The following is a 21,643-nucleotide window of genomic DNA, read 5'->3' as shown; positions in this document are numbered from 1 at the left end:
GATCGCGTTGGAGCTCAGCGGCGCCGGCAGAGCTGCCGGATGTGTGGCGGTCGAAGCGAGGCCAGCCGGAGGAACGGCCGGGGTTCCGCCCGCCCCGCGTCGGCAGAAGGGTGACTGGTGTGCCTCCGGGCTGGTTCACGTCTGTTCGCTGATCGCGTCGTCGAGCATGTGGCCGGGTAGGAGGTATTCGCCCGCACGGTGACCGTGGTGCATTGGGAGTGGGAGCAGGGTTGGGTCGTCGTAGTGGGCTGCGACGTAGCGGTACTGGTGTGCGGCAGCGGCCCACGCGGCGGGCTTGTCATCCTGTTGTAGGGCGCCGACGAAGAACTCGACGAGCTGAGGGTTCCATACGTCTGAGGCGATATCGAGGACGTCGTGCTCGGTGCCGTCTTTGCGGCGGGCGCGACGCAGTTCGATCCGTGAGCCTTTCGGAGAGCTACCGGAGGCGGTGGCGGGCTTGTCGGGGGTACTGAAGAAGATGCGGCCGTGGCTGGTTGCTGGCTGCCAGAGGCCGGCGCTGAGTCCAATGATCTTGACGGTGGAGATGGTGCCGTCGTCTTCTTCGACCTTGTGTTCGGCGTAGGCGTAGTGCTGGGTCGTTTCCTGGCTGAGGTTGGTGCGGGCCCGCACGTAGCGTATGTTCGGATGCTGCGCTGCCGGGACATGCGCTTCTGTGGTGGTCGCGAGGCTGTCGATACGGATGTTGGTGTTGGCGGTTGTTTTCCACACGCCGCGGGTGTTCTGAGCGAGGTTGGTCAGGAGCGTGGGTCCGTCGAGGTGGCCGAGTTGGTCGATGACGTCGGCGATGAATTCGGCAGCGGCCTTGGCTGGGACGAGGGCGTGCTCGTTCTGTAGGGCGCTCAGCGCAAGGAGCGCCTCGCGCATTGGCAGCCAGGTACGTTCGCCGTAGAGACGCGCCTTGATGACGGGCTGGCGGGGATCGCAGCACACAGCGATCGGGAATGAACTGGTCTGTAGGCCGTTCTTGCGGATGAGCCAGATGGCGACCATGCGGGTAGTGTCGGGTAGCGGGTGGTCGTCGAGGCCGAGCCGGGTCGCGCGGGCGGGAACGCCGGCTTGACGGACGAGTAGTTCGCGGAGGGACTGTTCGATGCGGGTCGTGCGGTTGGCATCGGTTTCGCCGTCTTTGGTCGGCGTAAGGAACTGGGTGTTGCGGCCGTTGCGGCCGGCGGCGGTCCGGAGCACGAACTTGGGGTCGGTGTCGGTAGTGAATGCCTTGTCGTCATCGAGTTCTACGAGCACGAAGGTCGGCTGGCTGGTGGGGTGGGGTGCGAGCCAGTCGTTGACCTGCCGGATGCGGCGTGAGGCGGCGTCGCGGTATCGGTCCGCCTTCTTCGTGATCTCCTTGTTGATGTCAAGGTCCGTGGCGAGGGCACCGATCTCCCGGGTGTGAACGGTGACGGTCAGGTGGTCGTTGGCGGTACGCCAGGAGCCGTTTGTGCCGGTCGGTTCGAGCGCGGGCATTTGGAGGATGCGGCCGATCGCGGCGAGGGTTTCGTCGCGGATGATGCTTGTCTGCCACCACACCTCGATGGTTATCTTTCGGCCGACGGCGGCGGCAACCGCAGTGGTGGGGATACGGATACCGTCCTTCTTCGCTGGTGGGCGAGGCGACACGGTGACCCCGTGGGTACGTTTCGTGAGGCCCATTGGGGTGAGGTGCGCGCGGAGGGAGTCAGTGAGGCTTCCAAAAATCCGCCAGCGGTCTTTGGCGGATACGCCGTCACCGACAGGATGCTTGTGGGCGAAGCCGGTGCGGTAGAAGACGCCGGCCTCGAAGTCGCCGGCAACGGGAGTGGCTGGTCGGGGCAGGTGTTCGAGCGGGTCGGCGCAGAGCTTTGCTGGATCGGGCAGGGCGACGCCATGGAGCCGGGACAGGACCTCGACGATGTCGTCGGTCCAGTCCATCCGGCCTTCCTTCTTGTCCTTCGGCCCAGGGCGCCATTGCATCCGCGCGCGGGCGATCAGCGGCGGTATCGGGCCGTCGCCCCAGGAGGTAGGGGCCTTGACGGCGACAGACAGGGCGCGGTCGTTGTTGTTCAAAAACACTTTGCGGCTGGCCCAACGTCGCAGCCCGATGTGGACAAAAAGGTGCGGAGTCGGATCGGCGGGCATGGTCTGCACGCTGAGCCGGACCACGTAGGAGAACGACCAGCGGCGGGTACGGCGGGGATGATCGCGCGGGGGCCAGGACATGAGTTCAGCACCGTCGGCGGTGGCGATGCGTTGAAATTGTGAGCTGGACACGCCACCGTGGTCAACGGTCCATGCCTGCTCCGCGAGATGGGCGACGATGAGGTCGGGCAGGAGGCGGAAGGTGTGTTCGGTGAACTGTCCGTCGTCAGCGAGAAGGGGCACTTCTCGCCAGTCCAGGTCGGTGGCGGGGTTGATCCCGGCGAGTAGGTCGGGTAGTCCGTCAACCCTGATACCGCGACGTGGATAACGGCGGGCTTGGGCGTGGACGACGCTGGTGATGCCGCTGTGGATCAGCGCGGTGAGGACGTCGTCGGAGGGCCGGTGAGCTCCGCCGAGCCAGAATCGCTGACCCCCGCCGTTGCCATCGACGATGATGTCCGGCTGAAACGCGGCGAACGCGGTGGTCAAGGACCACAGCGGCACACCGCGTCGGATGTCGTCGTCGCTGCGGTCCGGGTAGAGCGTGCGAGCCAGGGCGGCCTTCCACGTGTTGGGGAAGGTGCACGCCTGGTAGGGGTGCAGGATGTCGCCCAGCTTCGCTGGGTCGATGGGGAAGGCGAGCTGCTGGATCAGGTCATAGCGCACGGTAAGGCTCCAGAAGACCCCGAAGGGCCTGATGTAGGGGGCGGTACAGGGTGGTGGCGAGGTAGGCGTCACGGGCATGCACCCCCGTGCCGGACATTGCTCGATCCAGTACCCGATACATGCCGGTGAGTAGGCTGGTGTCGCTGGCTGGGTCGAACGCGGCGTCGCAGAAGTGGACGACGGCGGATTGGCCGCCTCGGACGAGTCGGCCGATGACCTGCCAGATAGTCACGAGCTGGGTCCACATGAACGCGTCTTGCTCGGCGTCGTCCATCTGCGACACCATCAGCGGATGAGCGAGCGCGTCGCGCCATCGGTCGCTGGCGACGCCACGGAAGATCTGGGCGCGTTCGTGGATCGGACGCCCCGGTGCGCCGGCTTCGGGCAGGCCGGCGGCGATCTGGTCGACACCCCACCGGTTGATGTCCTGCACATGGTAGGAGATGTCATCCGGCCGGGGGTGCGGGCGTACCAAGAAGTAGGCCGCGCCGAGAGCGGCGACACGGTCGCTGTTGAGAATGTTGTGCCCACGTTCGACCGCGAGTAGCGGGGCGATCAGCAGCCAAGCGTTGGTGTGTCGCAGGTCGGCGACGCTGCCGCGGGCCAGCGTACGGCCAGTCCACTGATGAGTGTAGCTGGCGTCGTCGGGGACGAGCCGGATCACTTGGCCTATCCAGTCAGGTCGGGTGCGCAGCAGTTCGGCCTCGACCTGTTCGCACTCGTCGTAGCTGCCGACGAGCAGCATGATCCGTTGCCGGTTCGGCGCGAGGGCCTCGCGCTGCTGCTCCAGGCGGCTGGGCTGCGGGCCCAGACCGTCGTCACGGATACGAGCGAGTTGGTGTACGAGTGCGGCGAGCGCGGCAGCGCGTCGGTCTTGCGGTGCACCGGAAATCCGGATTCTGGTGGTGTCACCGTCGCCGTACCGCTGCGGGCTGAAGTGGAACTCGCTGTCGGCGATACCACTGGTTTCGCTGGGCGGGGCGATTAGCACGCCGGTGACGGGCACCTGTACGTCGTAGCGCGGCGACGAGCCAGCCCAACTGGTGGCTGACATCATCAGCACTCCGACAGGCGGGTTGTCGCTGTCGGCATACAGCTGGGACAGGTTGAGTAGCAGCCACCGGCCAATGCCGTTGCAGCGGAAGAACCTCAGCGATCCCATCCGGTCCGGATGCGCCTCGTCGTCGTGCTGGTACTGGAAGCCGATCAGGTTACCCATCGGCGAGTCCGGCACCATCGCGACGTATTCGACCGGTGGCCGGTGGACGAGGCTGGAACTGTGCCCCCGCATGCGTAGTGGCCCTTCCACCTCGGTCCACTGACCGGTAATGCTGCTGACCCGGTTGGCGAGCATCCCGACGAGCAGGGTGAACTGCAGCCGCATGGCCAGCACAGCGAGTTCTTCGCGGTCGTGCAGACCGTGGATGTCGTCGCGGCCGGCCAGCCACTCCCGGATCGCGTCGGTCATGTCCTTGTCGCTGTCGTAGGCGCTCTCGTTGCACAGCTGCCGCAATTCGTCCGCGCGGCCATCGTCGATCCGCTTTCTACCCGCCGGCCGCAGCGACCACTTGGCGAAGCTGGCCCGCCACGACGCCGCCAGCGTCTCATCGATCCGGTACGACGGTTCCCCCTCGACCCGGTCCGCGTCGGCGACCGGCACCCGGGAGAATCGCGCCGCCAGCCGCACCCCGAGGGTCCATTCGTTGAAGTAGCCGTCGCCGACCCAGCTGCGCAGATGTGAAGAGATGCCGAGCAGGTGGTAGATCCGGGTGCCGAGGGTGTCGGCGGTGTCGACCAGGTTGCTCCATCGGGCGACCTTCGGATCCCTGACGGGTCCGCGGCCCTTGCCGCGGATCTCGCGGTTCTTGGCCGTGTCGACGACGTCCAGCCAGGCGTCGCTGCCCTCACCGGTCAGCGTCTGGCTTGGGCTGAACATCCCGTCCAACTGGGTCTGGACCTGGTCGGCCTCGTCCACGATGATCAGGTCGCTGCGTAGCCATGCCAGTTCCAGGTAGCGCAGCTCAACATCGGTAACCGGCGCGGGCACGCGACTGTAGACGAGCCCGGCTGGGGTGCTCACCCACACCTGCGCCTGCACCAGGGCTCGCGACGCCTCGTGCCGCTGGCACCCTGCCCATAGCGGGCATACATGCTGCACGACCTTGCTTCCGCCACGCGGCCCGACCTGTTCCTGGCCCAGCCGGAAGCACGGTGCCTGGTCCAGGTGCCAGGGTCGCGGTTCGGACCGGTGCACGTTCAACGCGCACGCCGACGACGCCCAGACCAGCATCGGGTTGACCATCGAGGCCAGCCCGTCGAGGCGACGTACTCCTGGCCGGTGTAGCTGCTGGATGTGTCGGCCACGGCCGGAAGCGCCGAGGATCGGCGCCGCGGTGACCTGGTAGCTGCGATACAGTTCGACCCGGGTCAGGACGGCCACCACGTCGGCAACGATGATGGTGACCCGGTGACCCTTGCGCCCGGCCCAGATGGCCAGCAGGTCCATCAAGGTGCTCTTGCGGGCACCGACCATGCCAGCGATATGGTGCATCTGAGCGAGGTCGATCTCATCGGCCGGATGGAAACTGTTGTCCGCAGCGCGCAGGGCCAGGGTCACATCGACGATCCGGGCATGCCAGTGCTGCGGGTCCCGTCCCGCATCGGCGTCTTCGGCATCGAGGACGGCGGCGAAGTCCACCAGCTGGCGCCAGGTCAGTCGCACTGGACGGCGGCGGTGTCGGCGCGGCATGTTATGGGCCGGCACCGGCGCGAACGGCGGCAGGCTCAACGGGATGGTGATCTTTTCCTCGCCGCCGTCGGAGGTGACGATGTACTGCTGGCCGGCCTCGGCGACCGGCATGACGGTCGTTCGGTGGGCAGGCAGGGTGCGCAGCGCACCGGTGTAGTCCGCTTCGCGGTCGGCCACGAGAGGCGGCGTGCGCTGCTTCGGGACGTCCTCGGCGTTGTCGAGCAGGAAGGCGCGTAGCTGTTCCGGCATGAGTAGGTACTCATCGAGAGCTTCTCGCCAGGCTGGCTCCGACTTGAGGTCGCCGACCAGCCAACCAGCGATGCGCAGCGCCTGCTCGCTGGCCTCGTCGACGGGCAGGTAACGGTAGCCGCGGAGCAGCGCGGATCCGGCGACCGCGGGCTGTCCGGGCGCCACCATCTCCAGCAACGTCAGGACCAACTCCACAGTCACCAGTTGCTGCACGTTCACGTTCCAGCCCCGCGCCCGGACGGCCTGCTTCAGCCGCTGGGTCAGGTCGTCGCGCCACTCGCTGCGGTTACGCGCCACGACAACCCTCCGGGATCCGGTCCTTCAGCTGCTTGACGCTCACCGCTTCCAACTCCGGGTGGGTGCGCAGCGCCTCGCTATGCCGACGCAGGATGGTCAGGTAGCCGCGGCGCTGGTTGACCCGGTCGGTCGGAATCACGATGAATCCCTCATCCCAGGCGTACTCGTGCCCGCACCGGTATGTCGGCAGCGGGCGCAGTTTCCGGGCCAGTGGGTACGGGCTACGCCAGTCTTTGACGTCAATGGCCCACCGTCGGCCGTCCGGCCAAACCACCAGCAGGTCGTAGGCGTCGACATCGGGCCACCAGTACACCTTCGCCCCGGCCAATTCCAGCGTCTTCACCAGATCGGACTCCGCCCGACCTGGGAGACTCACGTAGGTCACCAGGTCACCGCGCAGCCTCACCACGCCCTTCCCCTCGCGCACGGTGACGGTGGGCGGACGGGCCAGCCGACGACACCGTGGCGTCACGCAGCGCCAGCCGCCGCTCGCCGGCCTCGTCAGCTGCCGGCATCGGCGGCACACACCCACCGACGACCCATCCAGCTCGTTGGCGGTCACCGGCACGTACGCCTCACCGAGCCACTGCGACCACGCCGGTATGTCAGAGAACTGGTTTCGGCGCTTCAACAACTCGACCCCGGACAACACCGGCTCATCGACCATCAGCCGCCGCAGCCCGACGTACACCTCCTGGCCCCGGCGCCCCATCCCCTGACAGGTGCCACGAACATCGGACATGAACCGGCTTTCCATCACCTCGCTGATCACATCCGGGTTGGTCACCGCCCAATCCCGGCAGGTCTCGCTCGCCTCCCCATCAACCACCAGCCGATCGCCGGGCCCGACCGCGCCGTCCGGCAGGTCCAACGGCCAGTTCGCCAGTGGCTCGCTGCACCATTCGCTCACCAGGTCAGCGACACCGCCCGGGGGTTCAATCCGCTCGTTCCAGCACGCCCACGTCAACCGGTCCAGCGCCAGCTGAAGTGCCGTCGGATACGGATTGCGTGGGTCCTCCGGCCCCGGCCACGCCATCAACCGCATCACCCCAGACGCAGCCAACGACAAGGTCAGCTCGCCATCCGTGACGACGCCACGCCGCGCCACGGCGGACCGACTACCCATGCCCTACCTCCACCGGACGAGCGCTCGAACGCGCAGACACTAGTGCCGACCCACGACACTCCAACCGCCGCGCTGAAGCCGATTCGCCGCATCTCCCGCATGATGACAAAGCCAGCCGATTGCCGTCACCCATGGGCCGCGTGCGCCGTTAATGGCGCACTCGAAGCCATCGAAAGGATGGGACTGGACTGCGTGTCAGGTCTCGCCAGGCGGGCGTATCAGCAGACGCCTCATTGGGGCAGCGACGCGAGCGTGAAGGCGAGGAGGGCGCCGAGCATCATGGCGGGGCCGTGCGCGAAGCCTTGGCGCAGGTGGATTCGTCGGGTGGCGAGCAGGACCAGACCGGTGGCGGTGCCGATGAGGGTGGCGGCGATCAGGCCGGCGAACGCGGTGGAGAGGCTGAACGAGCCGAGTAGGAGACCGGTCAGTGCGGCCAGTTTCGCGTCGCCGAGGCCGATCGCGGTGGGTCTGGCGAGCACCATGGCGAGGTAGGTTCCGCCGAGCAGCGCCGCGCTGGCGAGCGCGGTGAGGAGGTGGTGGTAGGTGGTCGTCGCGGCGGCGGTGACGGCCAGGATGGTGACCGTGCCGGTTATGGCGGGCAGGGTGATGCGGTCCGGCAGGCGACGCACGGTGGCGTCCACGAAGGACAGAACGATGCCGAAGGCGGCGACCCACGTGGCCACGGTGAACGTGGCGAGGTCGTGGCTGCGCCAGGCGATGAGCGCGGCCACGAGCGCGGCGGTTGCCTCGACGGCGGCGGTTGCGGGCCCGATGCGGCGGGCGCATCTGGGGCATCGGCCGGTGACGGGCATCATCGCCCATACCGATGTGGCCAGGGGCTGTCGGCATCGTGGGCAGCGACGGCGCAGGGGCCGCCGGTACGCGACGCTGTTGCTGAAGATTCGGGCCCGTAGCCATGGCCCGGCTGCGGCACCGGCTACCGCCGCGGCCGTCACCAGCGCGGTGGCGGTCACGGTTGTGGGGCCTTGCTGGGTTGGCGGGGTGGCATGGCGGGACTACTGGTCGTCTCGGCGGGGCGGGGTGGCGAGGGCGCGGAGCAGGTTGTGGGCGAGTTGTTCGGTCTCCTCGTCCATGTCCAGGCCGTTGTCCTCGACCGCTTGGCGCAGCGCGGTCAGCCGGGTGCGGATCGCGTTGGTGTCGTCGAGGGCGGCGCTGGCTTGCATGGCGCGGCGGGCCAGATCCTCGTTGAGGGGGTCGAGGTCGCATGCGGTCTCGTACAGGTGGCGGACCCGCTGCGGTTCGGCGGTGTGCAGGTGGGCGGCGTGGGCGTAGAGCTTGATGAGGCGGCGGCGTACGTGTTCGCGGTCGGTGTCGATCCAGTCGTAGTCCCGGCTGGCGGCCAGCGGGCCGCTGATCGCGGCGATCGCGGTGTCGAGGTGCCGCAGCCGTCGGGCGTCGGTGTCGGCGGTGGCGACCTGCGTGTACTCGTCTAGCACGGTCCACAGGTCGACGTGCACGAGGGCGGGGTCGAGATGGTAGTGGCTTCCGGTGTTGGGGATCGGATCGGGGCCTTTGCGGTCTGCAGCGCCGTTGTCCCGGGCGCTGTCGTCGCCGGTGCTGCCAGGGTGGGCGGTACGCAGGACGGTGCGCAGGTTGCCGACGCAGGTCGACAGCCGCTCGCCCGCTCGGCGCATCGTCGCGTCGGGCCAGAGCGCCTCCATGATCGCGGACAGCGAGGCGCCCTCGCGGTGGACCGCCAGGTATACGAGTAGCTCGACCGACTTCGCGCGCAGGCCCTTCATGGGTGCGCCGTCGGGGCCGAGAATGGCGGGTTCGCCGAGGACGCGCACCTGCACCCGTTGGTCGTTCGCGCTGGGCGATTGCGGTGCGGCCGGGGCGGTAGGCGGTGCCGGAGTCGCTGCGATTTGTTCAGTGGTGGGCGGGTCTGCCGGTGGTGCTGGCGGTGTCGGCTGCTCGGCGGTCGGGGTGGTGGGGGTGTCGGCATGGGCTTCGGCGAGCATGGTCAGCGCGGTTGTCGCGGCGTCGGTGTCCAGGACGGCGACCTGGCCGATGTCCGTTTCTCCGGTGGCGGAGCCGTCGGCGGCGACGGTCAGTGTGACGCCGAGGTCCCAGGCGCCGATCAGGGCGGCACCGATGTCGACCTTCTCGCCGAGGTGGATGGCGTTGGCCAGACGCTGCTGTTGGCGTTGTTCAGGGACGTCGGCGATGAGCAGCAGTTGGGGCACCGGCTCGGCCAGCGGATGCGCCTCGCGCAGCTCGGGGATGGCGTCAACGTCGTGGTCGGCCATGATCCGCGTTCGGCGGATGATCTCCTCTTCGACGTGGGTAATCGCGTCGCTGGCGGTGGCGGTCACCGTGAGGCGGCGCATGCGGGGGAGGTCGATGACGGACACCCCGAGGAGGGTCGCCAGTGTCGAGGCGGGGACGACGACGTGGCCCTGCGCGTCTGGGTCGTCAGGGCTTCCGGCGGTCAGGCAGGCCACGAGGAGCCCGCGTGCGGCGTCGAGGGCTCCGTGCCCGTCCAGGCCCAGTCCGGCGGATACCGGCAGGTCGGCGAGTCCGGCCAGTTCGGCGCCGGTGGGCCCCACAGGCGGCGTCGGTGCCGTATCGGAGTCGGCGGCTGCCGCGGTGTATTCGCGGACGGTCGGGCCGGGCTTCGGGTCCTCCAGAAGTTCGGGCCGTTGTCGGCGCAGCGCCTGGCGCAGGTGGGTGAGACCGGACAGCGGCGGCGTGAGATCCGGGTCGTCCAGGTTCACGGTGTCGATGAGGGTCGGCCGGTAGCGGTGGCGGCGGCGTTGCCACACCATCGCCGCGGCGAGCAGCAGCCCGGCGGCGAGTCCGGCGGTGATGAATCCGCCCACCACCGCGACGAAGCTGGACCCCTCGGTCGGGTCTTGTCGGGAATCGGCCGGGGCCGCGCGGCCCGGGGTGGGCTCCTGCGGTGGCGGGCTGGCGGTGACGGTGGTCTGGCTGGGGGCTGCCGTGGCGGCACCGGTGGTCGTCGCGGCGGTCGAGGGCGTCACCGACGGTGCGACGCTGACCGGCGCCAGGGGCGGGGGCGGCGTGGTGGTGGACGGGGTTGGAGTGACCGGTGCCGGGTCGGCGGTTGCGGGAGGCGGGTCGACGGGTGTGGCATCGGGCGGCGCGACGGCGTCGCCGGGTAGGTGGAGCACCCAGCCCGGGAAGATCAGGTGCGGGCTGGTCAGCTTCGTGGTGCCACTGACCTTTGGCCAGTACCGTCCCTTGTTCAGCTCGTAGATTTCCGGCCATCGATCCGGGTCGCCCAGGCAGGTGGCGGCGATGCGGGACAGATTGTCCCGCTTGGCCACCGTGTGTTCATAGCCGCAGTCGGAGATGACGAGCGTGACCTTGCCAGCGGCCTGGACCGGGATCGTTAGCGGCCGTGCGTACGCCACCGCGGTCAGCTCGACCGGGGGCGTGGTAGTGGTCGCGGTGAGCAGCGTGACGGCCGGGGCTGGTGCGGGTGCGCTCACCGCCGGACTCAGGGGCGCGACCATGACGGGGGCGAAGATCCCGGCGGTGAGCCCGGCTACCAGGGTCGCGGCCAGTCCTTGGGTCGGGCGCAGGAGTCGGGGCCGGGGTGCGGTCACGCCGCGGATGGCGGCGACCGCCTCGATGAGCACCGAGCCGAGGAGCATGAGCCACAGCAGCCAGACGAGGGCGGCCATGCTCTGGACGAGCAGGTGGTCCGACAGTGGGCTGGTGACCACGTCGATGATGTCGCCGGGGCCGGGCAGCCGGGACGGCAGGGGGTTGCCGACGAAGTGCAGCAGACCGGCGGGGAGTCCGAGGGTCAACGCGAGCAGGGCGACAGCGCTGGCGGTGCGGGTCACGGCTCGCCCGAGCAGGGTCAACATCGGTCCTCCCGGGGCCTTAAACCAGTAGCGGCACGGCGTTGGCCGTGGACGTGACGGTGAGCGTGCGGATACCGACCAGGGGCAGCAGCACACGCTCGCGGGTGATGGTGACGGTGACGGTGACGTCTGTCGGTGTCGCCTGCACGGTGCCGGCCTCGCCGACCTGCGCCAGGTATGCCTGGGCGGCGGTCTGGGCGGCCGTCGGGTCGACGCGTACCGTCGCGTCAGCGCGGAGGGCGGCGAGGTCGAGCTGGTCGGCGCCGGCGCGGGCGGCCTGCTGCGCGACGGCCGTCGCGTGGGCGCTGGCCCGCATGCTGTTGCCGGCCTCCAGCAGGGTCGCGGCGAGCACCAGGACGACGATGATGATGCCCATGCCGAGTAAGGTGCCCGACCCGCGGTCGCGAGCGTGGCCTGGGTGAGTGGGAGCGCGGCGCATCAGGTGTCCACTGATCGGTAGGTTTCCAGCGGCGCTGTCGCGCGGGCGCTGGTGGCCAGCGAGCCGGGGATGAAGTCGAGGCCGGACATGCTGCGCAGCAGGACGGTGCAGCGGATGGTGACGGTGACCGTGCCACCGCGGCCCCATCGGCTGGTGTCGGTGACGACGTCGAGATGTGCGCACGTCGCTGATCCGAGTGTCAGGGTGTCGGCGGCGGCTTTCTGCGCGGCGGCGGCAGCGGCTGGGGCGCTGCGTTGCAGCGAGGCCGCGCGGGCGGCGGCGGCAGCAGCGGTCGTGACGTCGAGGCTGGACAGTCCGAGGTTGAACGCCGAGTAGGCCAGCACGATGGCCATCACCGTGCCCGGGATGGCGAATCCCACCATCTCCACCGATGTGGAACCTCGGTCACGTCGCGCCGGCAACACGTGGCGCAGCCGGCACGACCACCTACGCATGATGCTCACCTCCGGTCGGCATGGGGACGATCAGGTTGCGGGTTCGACGGGGACGGTGACGGTGACGCCGACGACCGGTTCGAAGCCGGGGATGACGGGTTGGGCGTGGCCGACGATTTGCACGGTCACGGTGGTCGTCGTACGGGCCACGGTGACCTGCGGGTCGCGGAGTTTGCGGCCGACGGTGCCGGCGAGGATCAGGTTCGCCTCGGCGTGGCCGGACGCCGCGGTGGCGCCGTGGACCCGCGCGGCCTGCGCGGCGTGGTCCGCGGCCAGCCGGCTCCCGTATGCGGCGATGCCCCACACGACCAGTTGCACGCCCAAGGTCAGCAGGACAAACATCATCACGAGGCCCCCGGTGGCCTCGATGGTGGTCATGCCCCGGTCGCGGTGCCGCCGCCGGCGGACGGCCCGATGGGGTGTCGTCGGAGGGCGCATTAGGGCAGGACGCTGACGAAATCGATGCTGTTCCAGAAGGTCTCCAACGAGTTACGCACGAGGAAGAGCAGCCCGCCGACGACGACGATGATCCCGGCGGCCCAGGCCACGTACTCCAGGGTTTCCAGGCCGCGGTCTGGCCGCCGGGTCGCCTCCCGCATCCGCGCGAGCAGCACGGCCTGCACCTTGTAGATCATTGGTCCTCCTTCTACTGGTTGAGTCCGTTACCGATGGCGGTCAGCGCCCCGTACAGCAGCAGGATCAGATAGCCGAAGCCGAAGATCATGATGGGTAGCGCCATCTGCGCGCTGCGGGATCGGCCGCTTCGTTCCATGGCCGCGACGGCACGCGATCGCATGGTGCGTGAGATCTGTGCCATGGTTTCGGCGACCGGGGCGCCGCCGGAGGCTTGTTCGATGCCGGTGGCGAGTTCGCCGAGTTCGTCGACGCCGATGCCGCGGCCCAGCTCCCGCAGCGCGGTCCAGCTGCGCACGCGGGCGTGGCCGCGGGTGTGGGCTGCGGAGTTGAGTTCCCGGCGGATGCGCAGCGCGGACCAGCCGGTGAGTTCGTCGAGGGTTTCGTCCAGGGCCTGTTCGATCCCGGCGCCGCCAGCGAGGCTGCCGCTGACCAGGTCGAGCATCGCCGCGATGGTGGCGCGCATCTGCGCGCGCCGGTGCTCGGCTTCGGTGTGGAGCCGGGACTGGGCGACCCGCACAGCCAGGAACGCCCCGACCAGCCCCGCCCACAGCGGTAGCTGCCCGCCCAGCCCGAGCAGCACGGGAAGCATGCCGGAGCCGGCCAGGGCGACGACGGCGAGGACGAACGTCTGCGCCAGGTACTGCGCCGGGTCCCGCTCGCAGATGGCGAGGTCCCCGATGGTGCTGCGGCGGGGCAGCCCGAGCCGCATTATCGGCGTGGCCAGGGCCAGGTCGAGGCGGCGGCTGCGTGTGCGGGCGGGCGGCGCCGGCCGGGACAGGGCGTCGATGACGAGCGCCAGCGCGGGCTGGCGCGGGGACAGTCCGGAGGCGACCAGGGTGGCACCGGCGCCGATGACGCCGCCGCTGAGCATCATCCAGGTGAGGCTGGAACTCACGGCGCCACCTCGTCCTGGGTCCTGAACACCCGGGGTGCGGGGGGCGTGGTCGCCAGGCGGTGCAGCCACAGTCCGGCGGCGGCCCACATGCCGCTGACCACCGCCAGGACTAGTTGCCCGGTGACCGTGCCGAGCGGGAGCATGCTGCGGTTGAACATGTACAGGCCGACGCCGACCGCGGCGACGATGAGGATGACCAGCCGGGCGGAGGTGCGGGCCTCGGTCTGTGAGATCTGGATCCGTTCCCGGGCGGCGACGTCGTCGCGGACGGAGTGAACGAGGTCGCCGAGCTGGTCGGCGAGGTTACCGGTGTGGGTGGTCGCGGCTTTCACCAGCGAGATCCCGACAAGGTCGGCGGCCGGGTGGTCGACGTCGCGGCGGAACGCGGTGATCGCGACCCGCAGCCGTACGCCGCGCTCCAGTGCGTCGGCCAGGTCGCGTACCTCGGCGGCGATGGGCGCCCTGGCCATGCCCGCGGTGCCCCGGATGGCCTGCTCGACGCCGGCGTAGCTGCGGATCTCGCCGCGCATCACCTCCACCCAGCTCGCGATGGCCTCCAACTTCGCCTGCGCGCGCATCTCGGCGCGGCCCATTGTCAGTAGCGCCGGCGCCGCGTAGCCGGCCAGGCCGGCCAGCAGAGCTGCGACCGGCCAGCGGGTCAGTATCCCCACGACCACCGCGATCCCGGCCGCGACCGCGATACGCCGCCGGCTGGCTGCCGCCCACCGGTCTCGCCGGGCCTGGGCGGCGGCTCCCGGTATCGGCCGTTCGGCCCGGCGGGCGCCGCCGGCCGCCAGCCACACGCCGAAGGCGATCAGCATCCCCGCGATGCCGCCGAGCGTGGTCATGCCGATCCCCGGGCACCGAGGGACTGCGGGTCGTAGCCGACCTCGATCAGCCGGTCCACCATCGTGTCGGAGAAACGGCCGGTGAGCATCGCGTGCCGGTGCGGGCCGGGCCGGTAGATCTCGTTGCTACGCACCTGGGTCGCGTCGGCGTCGACGACCTCACGAATACCGGTGACGAACCGTTGCCCGTCGGTGTTCTTACCCAGCTGCACGACGATGTCGACGCCGCCGCCGATCAACTGGAACGTCACGTCGAAGGGCAACTGCTCCCGGGTCTGCCGCGCGTAGCTGGCGATCTTCATGAACGCCTCCCGGGTGCTGGAGGCGTGAATGGTCGTCAGCGAGCCGTCGGTGCCCTGGTTGAATGCGTTGAGCAACGGAATGACCTCGCCGCCGCGCACCTCGCCGACCACCACGTGGTCCGGGCGCATCCGGGTCGCCCACCGGACCAGGGCAGTCATGTCGACGCCGCCCTGACCCTCGATGTTCGGCTCCCGGGGCTGCATCGCGACCACGTTCGGGTGTGCCGGGTCGAGGTCCAGGCCCAGTTCGTACGGGTCCTCGATCGTGATGATGCGCTCCCACGGCTCGATCGCCCGGCACAACGCCCGCGCCATGGTCGTCTTGCCGGTGTCCATCCCGCCGGAGATGACGATGTTGCAGCGCGCGGCGACCAGCGCGCCGAACAGGCCGACCATTCCGGGGCTGATGGTGCCCATGTCGGCCAGATCCGACAGGCCCAGCTGCGGAAACCGGTGCCGGCGGATCGACACGCACACCCGCTGCGTGACCGCCATGGTGGCGAACAGCCGAGCACCACCGGGAAGCCGCAGATCCAGGCGAGGCATCCCGGGGTCGAAGCGGCGTTCCTGCGCGCCGCTGTGCCGGGCCAGGGTCTGCAACATGTCGATCAACTCGTCGTCGGAGGACGCGATCGGTCCGACCTGGACCGGACGCTTGCCGGCGTAGCTGACGAACACCGTGTCAGCGCCGTTGACGTCGATGTTCTCCACGTCGGGGTCGTCGATGTAGGGCTGCAGATCGCCCAGGCCGAGGAAGCTGTCGCGCAGCGACTGGCGCAGCGACTGCTCGGACTGCGTCGACAGCGGCGGGCGGCGCTCCGCCAAGGCCACGAGGTTGTGCTCCCGCAGCACCTCCGCGATCAGCCCATCGAGGACCGCGTCCCGCCCGGCGTCGCCGCCCTCATCGATCGCGTCCTGCTGCAGACGCCTCGACACCTCGGCGCGCAGGGCATCACGATCGGTGTGCCCGACAGGGAACGCGCTGGTCACGCCTCCACCACCTCCGCCGGTTCAGTGGTGCGGGTATCCCGCCTCGGGTCGACGTCGATGTCGGGGGCGTTGGCCGCCAGGGTGAGGGCCAAGGTGCGGGCCGCGGTGAGCAGCCTCCGCCTCGTCCAGCCCATCGCCGGCCGGCGGCGCCCGGCCACGACATCCGCGCCGGCGGGATCGTGGCTGATCGTGGCGGCGACCTCCGTCTCCAGGTAACCGGCGATCTCAACCGGGTCGTACGGGCCGGCGCCGCTGACAGTCAGCTGCACGCTCGGGCAGCGCTCGGACAGCGCCGGGAGGACGTTCTTGAGGTGACGCGCATCCTCCAGCCGTGGACGGGCGACCATCAGCAGCAGATCGGCCTTGTCCAGGAACGCCAGCGCTGGGGAGCCCGGATCGAGCCGGCCCACATCGGCCAGAACCGGTCGGGTCGCGGCCAGGTCCCGCACTGCGGCCGGTCCGGTGTCACCGAACGCGGCCACGGTGTAGGCCGCCGTCTGGCCAGCCGGGGCCACGACGACATCGACCCCGATGGGCAGACGCTGCGACCACTCGGCCGGCTCCGTCAGCGGCCCGTACCGGGCGGTGGCCACCATGTTGCGCAGCCCCGGCTCGTCGTGCAGGTGCCAGCGGCTGCCCAGATCACCACCAGCCGGATCGAGCTCGACCACCAGCGGTATGCCCGGTACCGGCCAGCGGGCCGCCAACGCAACAGACAGGGTGGTCACACCAGGTGATCCCTTGACGCTACCCAGAACGATCAGCATTAGCCGCTACCGCCCCTGCACGATGATCGTGACGTCACCGGCGGCCGCCGCGACCCGAAGCGCGGACTCCGAGACGAGTTGCACGGTGACAACGGTCAGGCCAGCGGCGTCGGGCGGCTCCACGGCCCGCACGAGAGCCGGCGCCTGCACGACCTCGGCGGCACTGCCCGATCCCGCGCTGGCCGGCGCGACGAGCACGACAACCGTGGCGCCCGCGGACAGGCCCGCAGGAACGTGGCCGGTCTTGACCCCAACGGCCAGAATCGACTGCCCAGGTGCCGGATCGGTGATCGCGCCGATCTGGTCCATCACCAGCAGGGACCCGGCGGTCAACGGCACCGCCGCTGTCTGGCCGACGATCTGGGCACGGTGACCGGCGGGAATGACCTGCAGCGTGTCGGCGGGCACGATGCTCACCATCGTCACGTCGGCGTCGGTCAACACCGCGCCGGCCGGGACCGGCCGCGCCACGGCGAGCACGTCGACGGCCTTGTTGACGTTTGCCAGGACGACCGCGCCGACGACGAACCCGAGCGCGATCACGAGCAGCCCGGCGATGATCCTCAGCGGTGACCGGCGGCGTGAGGTGACGACGGTGGCGGGCAGGGCCGTGGTCGTGGCGTTGTCGAAGCGCCGCCGGGAATCCGTCGGGGTGGCGGTGGGCATGTCCTGCGTCTCCTTACTGCGTGTTCACCACGGACGATTCCGCCACCCGCACCTGCACGATGCTGGTGGACGTCAGCGCGGGCTCGGTGCCGGTCTGGCCACCACCGGACCAGCTGATGTCCCAGGTGACAGTGGCGCGCACGGTGAAGATTCCGCCCGCCTGCGAGTGCGACGTGGTGGTGTAGGTGTGCCCGCAGTCAGGAGATTCGGCGGCCGGATCGCCGCCCGGAGTCCACGGTGTTCCCCTGCCGCACATCACGCTGGTCCCGTCACCGGTGGTCCAGGTGACCCTGGCCGGCGTGGCCACGGCCGTGACGGACAGGCCGCCGAGGCTCGCCGTCGCCGACCGGGACGTGAACGTGGCCGGCTCGACCCACAGCCAGGTTGGCACGAACACCATCTGCGCCCCGGCGTCGGGGTTGACGCCGATCTGCGGAGCCGGCAGCGTCAGGCGCTTGACCGCCTCGGCGGCGAGTAGTTCGATTCCGATGTTGGGTCCGAACACTGAGAAACGGGTGTATCCGGACGGCCACCAGTCGTCGATCGGGTCACCGCAGGTGCCGAGATACCAGTACGCGGGCGGTGGCACCGGACCGCCGAGCGCCTCGGCGAATGCGAGATCATCGCCGGTGGCATGCTGGTAGTAGCAGCCGTCGCCGCCCCACCACCCCTTGCCCTCAACGAAGCAGGGAACCAGCCGTCCGCTCGAATCATGGCATCCCGATGTGCCGCTACCTCCCCCGCTGCTGCTGCCACCCGGATCGGTGATCGTGATAACACACGCCGGGTTGGTGGGATCAGTGACGCAGTTCACCGGGTCGCCCCAACTTGCCTGCGCCGCCGCTGCGCTGCCGAAGACAACCGCCGCGGCCGCGATACCGGCGGCGATCAGACGCCGTCCCCAACCCAGCATGGTCCACCTCCCAGACCTAGCAGCTTCCAACCGCGAACAACGCGAAAGAGCTGACCTTCCACGAACCGTCCGACAGACGTGACACCGTCGCGGTGGCCCTGGTCGGCCCGCCAGGCGTGTCCTGGTAGCCCGAGCCGTCCTTCTTCACCAGGTGCGACTTCGCGGTGTCGACACAGTCCTCAAGGGTCACCGTCGGTGGCGTCGAGCTCGGATCCGCACCCGTCACCGACGGCGCGATCGTGACTTCGCCCTGGCCGACGAGCCCGTTGTCTTGAACGCTGGCCAAGCCCTTGACCAGCACATCGAGCGCGTCGTCCTGGGCATAGCGGGCGAGATCCGGATAGCTCGGGTCGGGGATGCGGATGGCGTCCGAGTACACCGTCCACATCCCCCGGTACGCGTCGAGAGCGGTGGCCGCCCCAGCGGACGGCGGTGGCGTGACCAACGACGGGGACATTGCGCTCCCCGCCGGTTCCGCTGACAGTTCGCTTGGCACCGGAGCGGGGCTGTCCTTTCCACAGGCCGTCAGCGCCGCAGCCGCAGCGCAGATCAACACGGCCAGCCGGATCGACGTCCCCACGTTGCGTCCCCTACCGGATTGAATGCGAAGAGTGGTCTCAAGATTCATGCATTCATTCAGCCGTGCGCCACTCAGAACTGCCAAGTAGGCCAGGTGCGCGTGGCGGGTACGTGGGATGGGTACTCGTGCCGGGTACTTGTGCGAGACAAGTGTCGGCCACGAGCACCGGGACGGTACTTGTTCCTCCGCGCGCCGCCCATCACACTTGTCCTCAAACACCCTTGCGCCATACACCTGCCGGTTTTGGAGAGCGACTATGCCCCGCGATCTACTCAGCGGCCTGGACAAGGTGCGTGACCTACTCTGCACACCGCTCGCGCTGGAGGTGCTCGACGACCTCGCCGAAGGGCGCTCCCCGTCCGACCGGCCGGCACTGCCGGAGGTCGTCGCCGAAGCGATTCGATGCTTGGAGTCCCTCGGTGTCGTCCGCGCTACATGGCCGAAGGTGTCGGAGCGGATGCCGACAGTCGAGATTACGGTTCGGGGTCGAACTGTGCACGAACGGTTAGTGGAGATTGAGAAGTGGGCCAGATGTCAGGAACTTGATGACGGGACTGTGGCCAGCGGCTCCGCTTAGCGGCCAGCCCCATCCGATCGCGCGGAAGTTTGTCACCCAAGATCCGAGTTTCGGTGAGTCGTTCGACATCATCGCTGGCGCGGCCTTGACACCCACCGTCATCGACTATTGAGTGGGTCGTGCCTGCGGAGCGCCCATGAAGAACCACGAGGGGGTGATGACGTGGATTTCGTCCGGCTTCGTCAGGTTCGCGCCCTTTTTTCCTACCAGTGGGACTCCTTCGTCATCGCCAGCCTCGCGGTCAGCGGTCCGCTGCGGTTCGGCCAGCTGGCGTTCGAGGTCACCCGCAACAGCGGTGCGCGCGTCGCGGATTCGACCATCACCGAAATCAAGGACCGCCTCATCCGTCTCGGTCTCGTCGAGGCCAGCGACGACGGCAAGGGACACCCGCTATACCACCTCACCAAGGCGGGCAAAGCGAAAGCCGCCATGCTTCAAGCCATCGCCGACGCCGTACCTGACATCGACGACGACCGCCAGTGGACGCCGACGAGTTGACGCCGGAACCGGTAGGTGATCGATGCCCGTCGAGACGATGCTGCCGCCGAACCTCAGCAGGTCAACAATGACAGCGCAGCGCCGGAGTCGGCGAAGCTCTTGGCTCAGCCGGAGAACGCCTCGTCGCTCACCTGCTCGGGCCGACGCGGCTCACCGAAGGGTGCCGTACGATCCGACTCCTCCTCCCGCCCGCCAACGTAGTGGCCCGCACCGTCGACACATTGGAGACCCGTGAAGCCCTTCATCTTCAAGCATGCCGAGGGCATACGATGCCGTACACCTCGCCGGTCGTCCTTGATGTCACCCATTCCAAGCGCCCGCGCTTCACGAGCAGCGGCGAGGTGCTGTGAACCGGCTTGCATGAGCAGAGGACCAACCGATGAAGTCGTTCTTCACCCGCAGCCCCAAGGCACGGTGGCCGAAGTCCGGACGCCTGCACATCTACGCCCTGCCACCCGACGATGATGTCGCCACGATGGCAGCCGCCTACCAGGACCTCCTCGCCGCGCATGCACTGACCAACCTGTCCCGCCAGCCCGGCCGTTGGCTACACCTGAGCGTGGAACGCTTCAACCGCTACCTCGACGAGCTGACCGATGCGCAACTGGCAGCCGTGACCGCAGCCCTCCGCCAACACATCGCCACGGTTCCCGCGTTCACCCTCCAGATCGGGCCCGCACTCGTGGCCGCCCACACAATCACCCTCGACGCCGTGCCGGACCAGCCATGGCGAGATCTCCGCTCGGCCGTCCGCCAGGCCGCCGCCGAGGCGCTCGGCCCCGACTCCATCGACCCGATGGCTGGGCACGGCAGACCACACGTGACCGTGTCGTACGCCACCGGCCACGTCGATATCGAGCCCCACCTGGGCGCTCTCAACCACGTCCGCGCCGGCCGCGCCACATTTCCGGTGACCCAAGCGCACCTGCTCGCCGTCCACCAGCACGCCGACACCGGAAGCTACACATGGGAACCGGTCGACACGTTTCCCCTCGGATACACGGGCCAGCAAGTCGGTATCGTTCCGTCATGACCACGCGCCCGGTACCCAGGCCCGGACCGGCCGATCTCCCGGTCCTCGCCATGGCCGCACTCGTGCACCAGTTGGCCCGCGCCTACGTGGATCGGCGCCCGGAGGCGGTTGCGGCAGCCGACGAAGACATCTGCGCCATCAGGTTCACCGACCCTGACCCGAACGTCGACCGACCTAACCCTGTTGACCCTGACATGATGCGTGACCATCACGCGGTGCAGAGCGCCGGGTTGATGATGGAGGAGTGGCTGGCGAAGGACGCGGCCAGGGCACAGATTCCCGACGTGCTGACGGCCGCCCGCCGCCTCGCTGCCGACAACGCGCCGCCGACCATGCGCGGACCGCTGCGGGACGCCTTCGACCAGATCATCGCGGGTGACGCCGACTTGTACGCGGATGTCCCCGCCGGGTTAACCGGCCGTACCGGCGCTCACCTGTACGCGGCGGCGACCGCCGCGATCATCGATCTGATGCATCCGATGGTCCACAACCACGCCAGGCTTGTGCTGGAGGAACGCATTCGGGGCAGCCAAGCGTTGTCGCAGGGCATACCCGGTGCCGAGGCCCTCGCCTACGTCTCCGAGCACGAGGCAGCGCAACTGCTGACCGAACTCCTGCCCTGGGTGGCCGACACGACCGGCGACGCGCATGAGGCCACCAAGCGGGACCTGCGCGCCCTCATCCAGCTCTACCTGCTCGACCACCCAGTCCCCACCGTCGAACAGAAAGCCGAGCTGAAGACCCGACTCGGTGACCGGATAGAGGAGCTGGCTACCGGGCGGCTCAAGCCACGGGTGCGGGGTCCGGCTGCCCCCGCCCCACGGCTCACGCCAGAGCAGCAGGCCGCCCGCCGCCGCGCCGAAAGCGACCGCCGTCGAGCGAAGAAGAAGCGCGGTCGATAGGTCCGGGCAGAGGCCACACAGCCGCTTGAGTTCTTGGCTCTGGCACGGTCTCGGTGATCGCG

General features: G+C 69.1%; 19 protein-coding genes. 3 read left to right on the top strand and 16 right to left on the bottom strand.

Going from position 1 to position 21,643, the window contains the following annotated elements:
• Window positions 1-135 precede the first annotated feature (135 nt).
• From EDC02_RS37580 to EDC02_RS40620, 16 genes are all read right to left on the bottom strand, one after another.
• Entirely contained in the window at window positions 136-2,802 is a 2,667-nt protein-coding gene (locus EDC02_RS37580) for a pPIWI_RE module domain-containing protein (RefSeq protein WP_158632446.1), read from the bottom strand.
• Window positions 2,792-6,097 carry a hypothetical protein gene (locus EDC02_RS37575; protein ID WP_123606828.1) on the bottom strand — a complete coding sequence of 1,102 codons (3,306 nt, stop codon included), beginning with the start codon at window positions 6,095-6,097 and terminating at the stop codon, window positions 2,792-2,794. Before EDC02_RS37575 ends, EDC02_RS37580 begins: the two co-directional genes overlap by 11 nt.
• Window positions 6,087-7,223 carry an HU-CCDC81 and SPOR domain-containing protein gene (locus EDC02_RS37570; RefSeq protein ID WP_148083798.1) on the bottom strand — a complete coding sequence of 379 codons (1,137 nt, stop codon included), beginning with the start codon at window positions 7,221-7,223 and terminating at the stop codon, window positions 6,087-6,089. The genes EDC02_RS37575 and EDC02_RS37570 overlap by 11 nt, the downstream gene beginning before the upstream one ends.
• Before the next feature lie 230 nt (window positions 7,224-7,453).
• On the bottom strand, window positions 7,454-8,197 hold the full coding sequence (locus EDC02_RS37565; RefSeq protein WP_123606826.1) for a prepilin peptidase: 744 nt from the start codon (window positions 8,195-8,197) through the stop codon (window positions 7,454-7,456).
• Window positions 8,198-8,239: 42 nt separating this feature from the next.
• Window positions 8,240-11,083: a BTAD domain-containing putative transcriptional regulator gene (locus EDC02_RS37560; RefSeq protein WP_123606825.1), complete on the bottom strand. Its 2,844-nt coding sequence runs from the start codon at window positions 11,081-11,083 to the stop codon at window positions 8,240-8,242.
• Window positions 11,084-11,099: 16 nt separating this feature from the next.
• Window positions 11,100-11,456, bottom strand: a complete 357-nt coding sequence (locus EDC02_RS37555) for a hypothetical protein (protein WP_123606824.1) — start codon at window positions 11,454-11,456, stop codon at window positions 11,100-11,102.
• Window positions 11,457-11,518: 62 nt separating this feature from the next.
• On the bottom strand, window positions 11,519-11,908 hold the full coding sequence (locus tag EDC02_RS37550) for a pilus assembly protein TadE (RefSeq protein ID WP_158632445.1): 390 nt from the start codon (window positions 11,906-11,908) through the stop codon (window positions 11,519-11,521).
• A gap of 96 nt (window positions 11,909-12,004) precedes the next feature.
• Window positions 12,005-12,352 (bottom strand): hypothetical protein, encoded by a 348-nt coding sequence (locus EDC02_RS37545; RefSeq protein ID WP_123606822.1) that lies wholly within the window; start codon window positions 12,350-12,352, stop codon window positions 12,005-12,007.
• Window positions 12,353-12,411: 59 nt separating this feature from the next.
• Window positions 12,412-12,609, bottom strand: a complete 198-nt coding sequence (locus EDC02_RS37540) for a hypothetical protein (RefSeq protein ID WP_123606821.1) — start codon at window positions 12,607-12,609, stop codon at window positions 12,412-12,414.
• A gap of 11 nt (window positions 12,610-12,620) precedes the next feature.
• Entirely contained in the window at window positions 12,621-13,505 is an 885-nt protein-coding gene (locus EDC02_RS37535) for a type II secretion protein F (RefSeq protein ID WP_123606820.1), read from the bottom strand.
• On the bottom strand, window positions 13,502-14,353 hold the full coding sequence (locus tag EDC02_RS37530; RefSeq protein WP_123606819.1) for a type II secretion system F family protein: 852 nt from the start codon (window positions 14,351-14,353) through the stop codon (window positions 13,502-13,504). Before EDC02_RS37530 ends, EDC02_RS37535 begins: the two co-directional genes overlap by 4 nt.
• The gene (locus EDC02_RS37525) at window positions 14,350-15,645 is read right to left on the bottom strand and encodes a CpaF family protein (RefSeq protein WP_123606818.1); all 1,296 of its coding nucleotides are present in this window, start codon (window positions 15,643-15,645) and stop codon (window positions 14,350-14,352) included. The genes EDC02_RS37530 and EDC02_RS37525 overlap by 4 nt, the downstream gene beginning before the upstream one ends.
• Complete coding sequence (locus EDC02_RS37520; protein WP_123606817.1) at window positions 15,642-16,373, bottom strand: hypothetical protein; 732 nt, start codon at window positions 16,371-16,373, stop codon at window positions 15,642-15,644. The genes EDC02_RS37525 and EDC02_RS37520 overlap by 4 nt, the downstream gene beginning before the upstream one ends.
• Before the next feature lie 45 nt (window positions 16,374-16,418).
• Entirely contained in the window at window positions 16,419-17,078 is a 660-nt protein-coding gene (locus EDC02_RS37515) for an SAF domain-containing protein (RefSeq protein ID WP_123606816.1), read from the bottom strand.
• A gap of 13 nt (window positions 17,079-17,091) precedes the next feature.
• On the bottom strand, window positions 17,092-17,991 hold the full coding sequence (locus EDC02_RS37510; RefSeq protein WP_123606815.1) for a hypothetical protein: 900 nt from the start codon (window positions 17,989-17,991) through the stop codon (window positions 17,092-17,094).
• Window positions 17,992-18,007: 16 nt separating this feature from the next.
• Complete coding sequence (locus EDC02_RS40620; RefSeq protein WP_158632444.1) at window positions 18,008-18,370, bottom strand: hypothetical protein; 363 nt, start codon at window positions 18,368-18,370, stop codon at window positions 18,008-18,010.
• Between the two features lie 940 nt (window positions 18,371-19,310).
• Here EDC02_RS40620 and EDC02_RS37495 point away from each other — a divergent pair.
• The 3 genes from EDC02_RS37495 to EDC02_RS37485 all read left to right on the top strand — a co-directional run bounded on the left by EDC02_RS37495 (window position 19,311) and on the right by EDC02_RS37485 (window position 21,581).
• Window positions 19,311-19,646, top strand: coding sequence for a hypothetical protein (locus EDC02_RS37495; RefSeq protein ID WP_123606812.1), 336 nt, complete (start codon window positions 19,311-19,313; stop codon window positions 19,644-19,646).
• A 379-nt stretch (window positions 19,647-20,025) separates the two neighbouring features.
• The gene (locus EDC02_RS37490; RefSeq protein WP_123606811.1) at window positions 20,026-20,679 is read left to right on the top strand and encodes a 2'-5' RNA ligase family protein; all 654 of its coding nucleotides are present in this window, start codon (window positions 20,026-20,028) and stop codon (window positions 20,677-20,679) included.
• The gene (locus EDC02_RS37485) at window positions 20,676-21,581 is read left to right on the top strand and encodes a hypothetical protein (protein WP_123606810.1); all 906 of its coding nucleotides are present in this window, start codon (window positions 20,676-20,678) and stop codon (window positions 21,579-21,581) included. The genes EDC02_RS37490 and EDC02_RS37485 overlap by 4 nt, the downstream gene beginning before the upstream one ends.
• Window positions 21,582-21,643 lie beyond the last annotated feature (62 nt).

Origin of the sequence: Micromonospora sp. Llam0 (genome assembly GCF_003751085.1) — a bacterium.
In the GTDB taxonomy this organism is placed as follows: Bacteria; Actinomycetota; Actinomycetes; order Mycobacteriales; family Micromonosporaceae; genus Micromonospora_E.
The sequence above is the reverse complement of the archived record's forward strand: the minus strand, read 5'-3'. Positions and strand labels throughout refer to the sequence as shown.

Excerpts from the sequence above, each read along its gene's own strand:
- EDC02_RS37570 (WP_148083798.1), bottom strand. The coding sequence starts at position 7,223 with ATGGGTAGTCGGTCCGCCGTGGCGCGGCGTGGCGTCGTCACGGATGGC.
- EDC02_RS37560 (WP_123606825.1), bottom strand. The coding sequence starts at position 11,083 with ATGTTGACCCTGCTCGGGCGAGCCGTGACCCGCACCGCCAGCGCTGTC.
- EDC02_RS37555 (WP_123606824.1), bottom strand. The coding sequence starts at position 11,456 with ATGGGCATCATCATCGTCGTCCTGGTGCTCGCCGCGACCCTGCTGGAG.
- EDC02_RS37545 (WP_123606822.1), bottom strand. The coding sequence starts at position 12,352 with ATGACCACCATCGAGGCCACCGGGGGCCTCGTGATGATGTTTGTCCTG.
- EDC02_RS37540 (WP_123606821.1), bottom strand. The coding sequence starts at position 12,609 with ATGATCTACAAGGTGCAGGCCGTGCTGCTCGCGCGGATGCGGGAGGCG.
- EDC02_RS37530 (WP_123606819.1), bottom strand. The coding sequence starts at position 14,353 with ATGACCACGCTCGGCGGCATCGCGGGGATGCTGATCGCCTTCGGCGTG.
- EDC02_RS37515 (WP_123606816.1), bottom strand. The coding sequence starts at position 17,078 with ATGCCCACCGCCACCCCGACGGATTCCCGGCGGCGCTTCGACAACGCC.
- EDC02_RS37510 (WP_123606815.1), bottom strand. The coding sequence starts at position 17,991 with ATGCTGGGTTGGGGACGGCGTCTGATCGCCGCCGGTATCGCGGCCGCG.
- EDC02_RS37490 (WP_123606811.1), top strand. The coding sequence starts at position 20,026 with ATGAAGTCGTTCTTCACCCGCAGCCCCAAGGCACGGTGGCCGAAGTCC.
- EDC02_RS37485 (WP_123606810.1), top strand. The coding sequence starts at position 20,676 with ATGACCACGCGCCCGGTACCCAGGCCCGGACCGGCCGATCTCCCGGTC.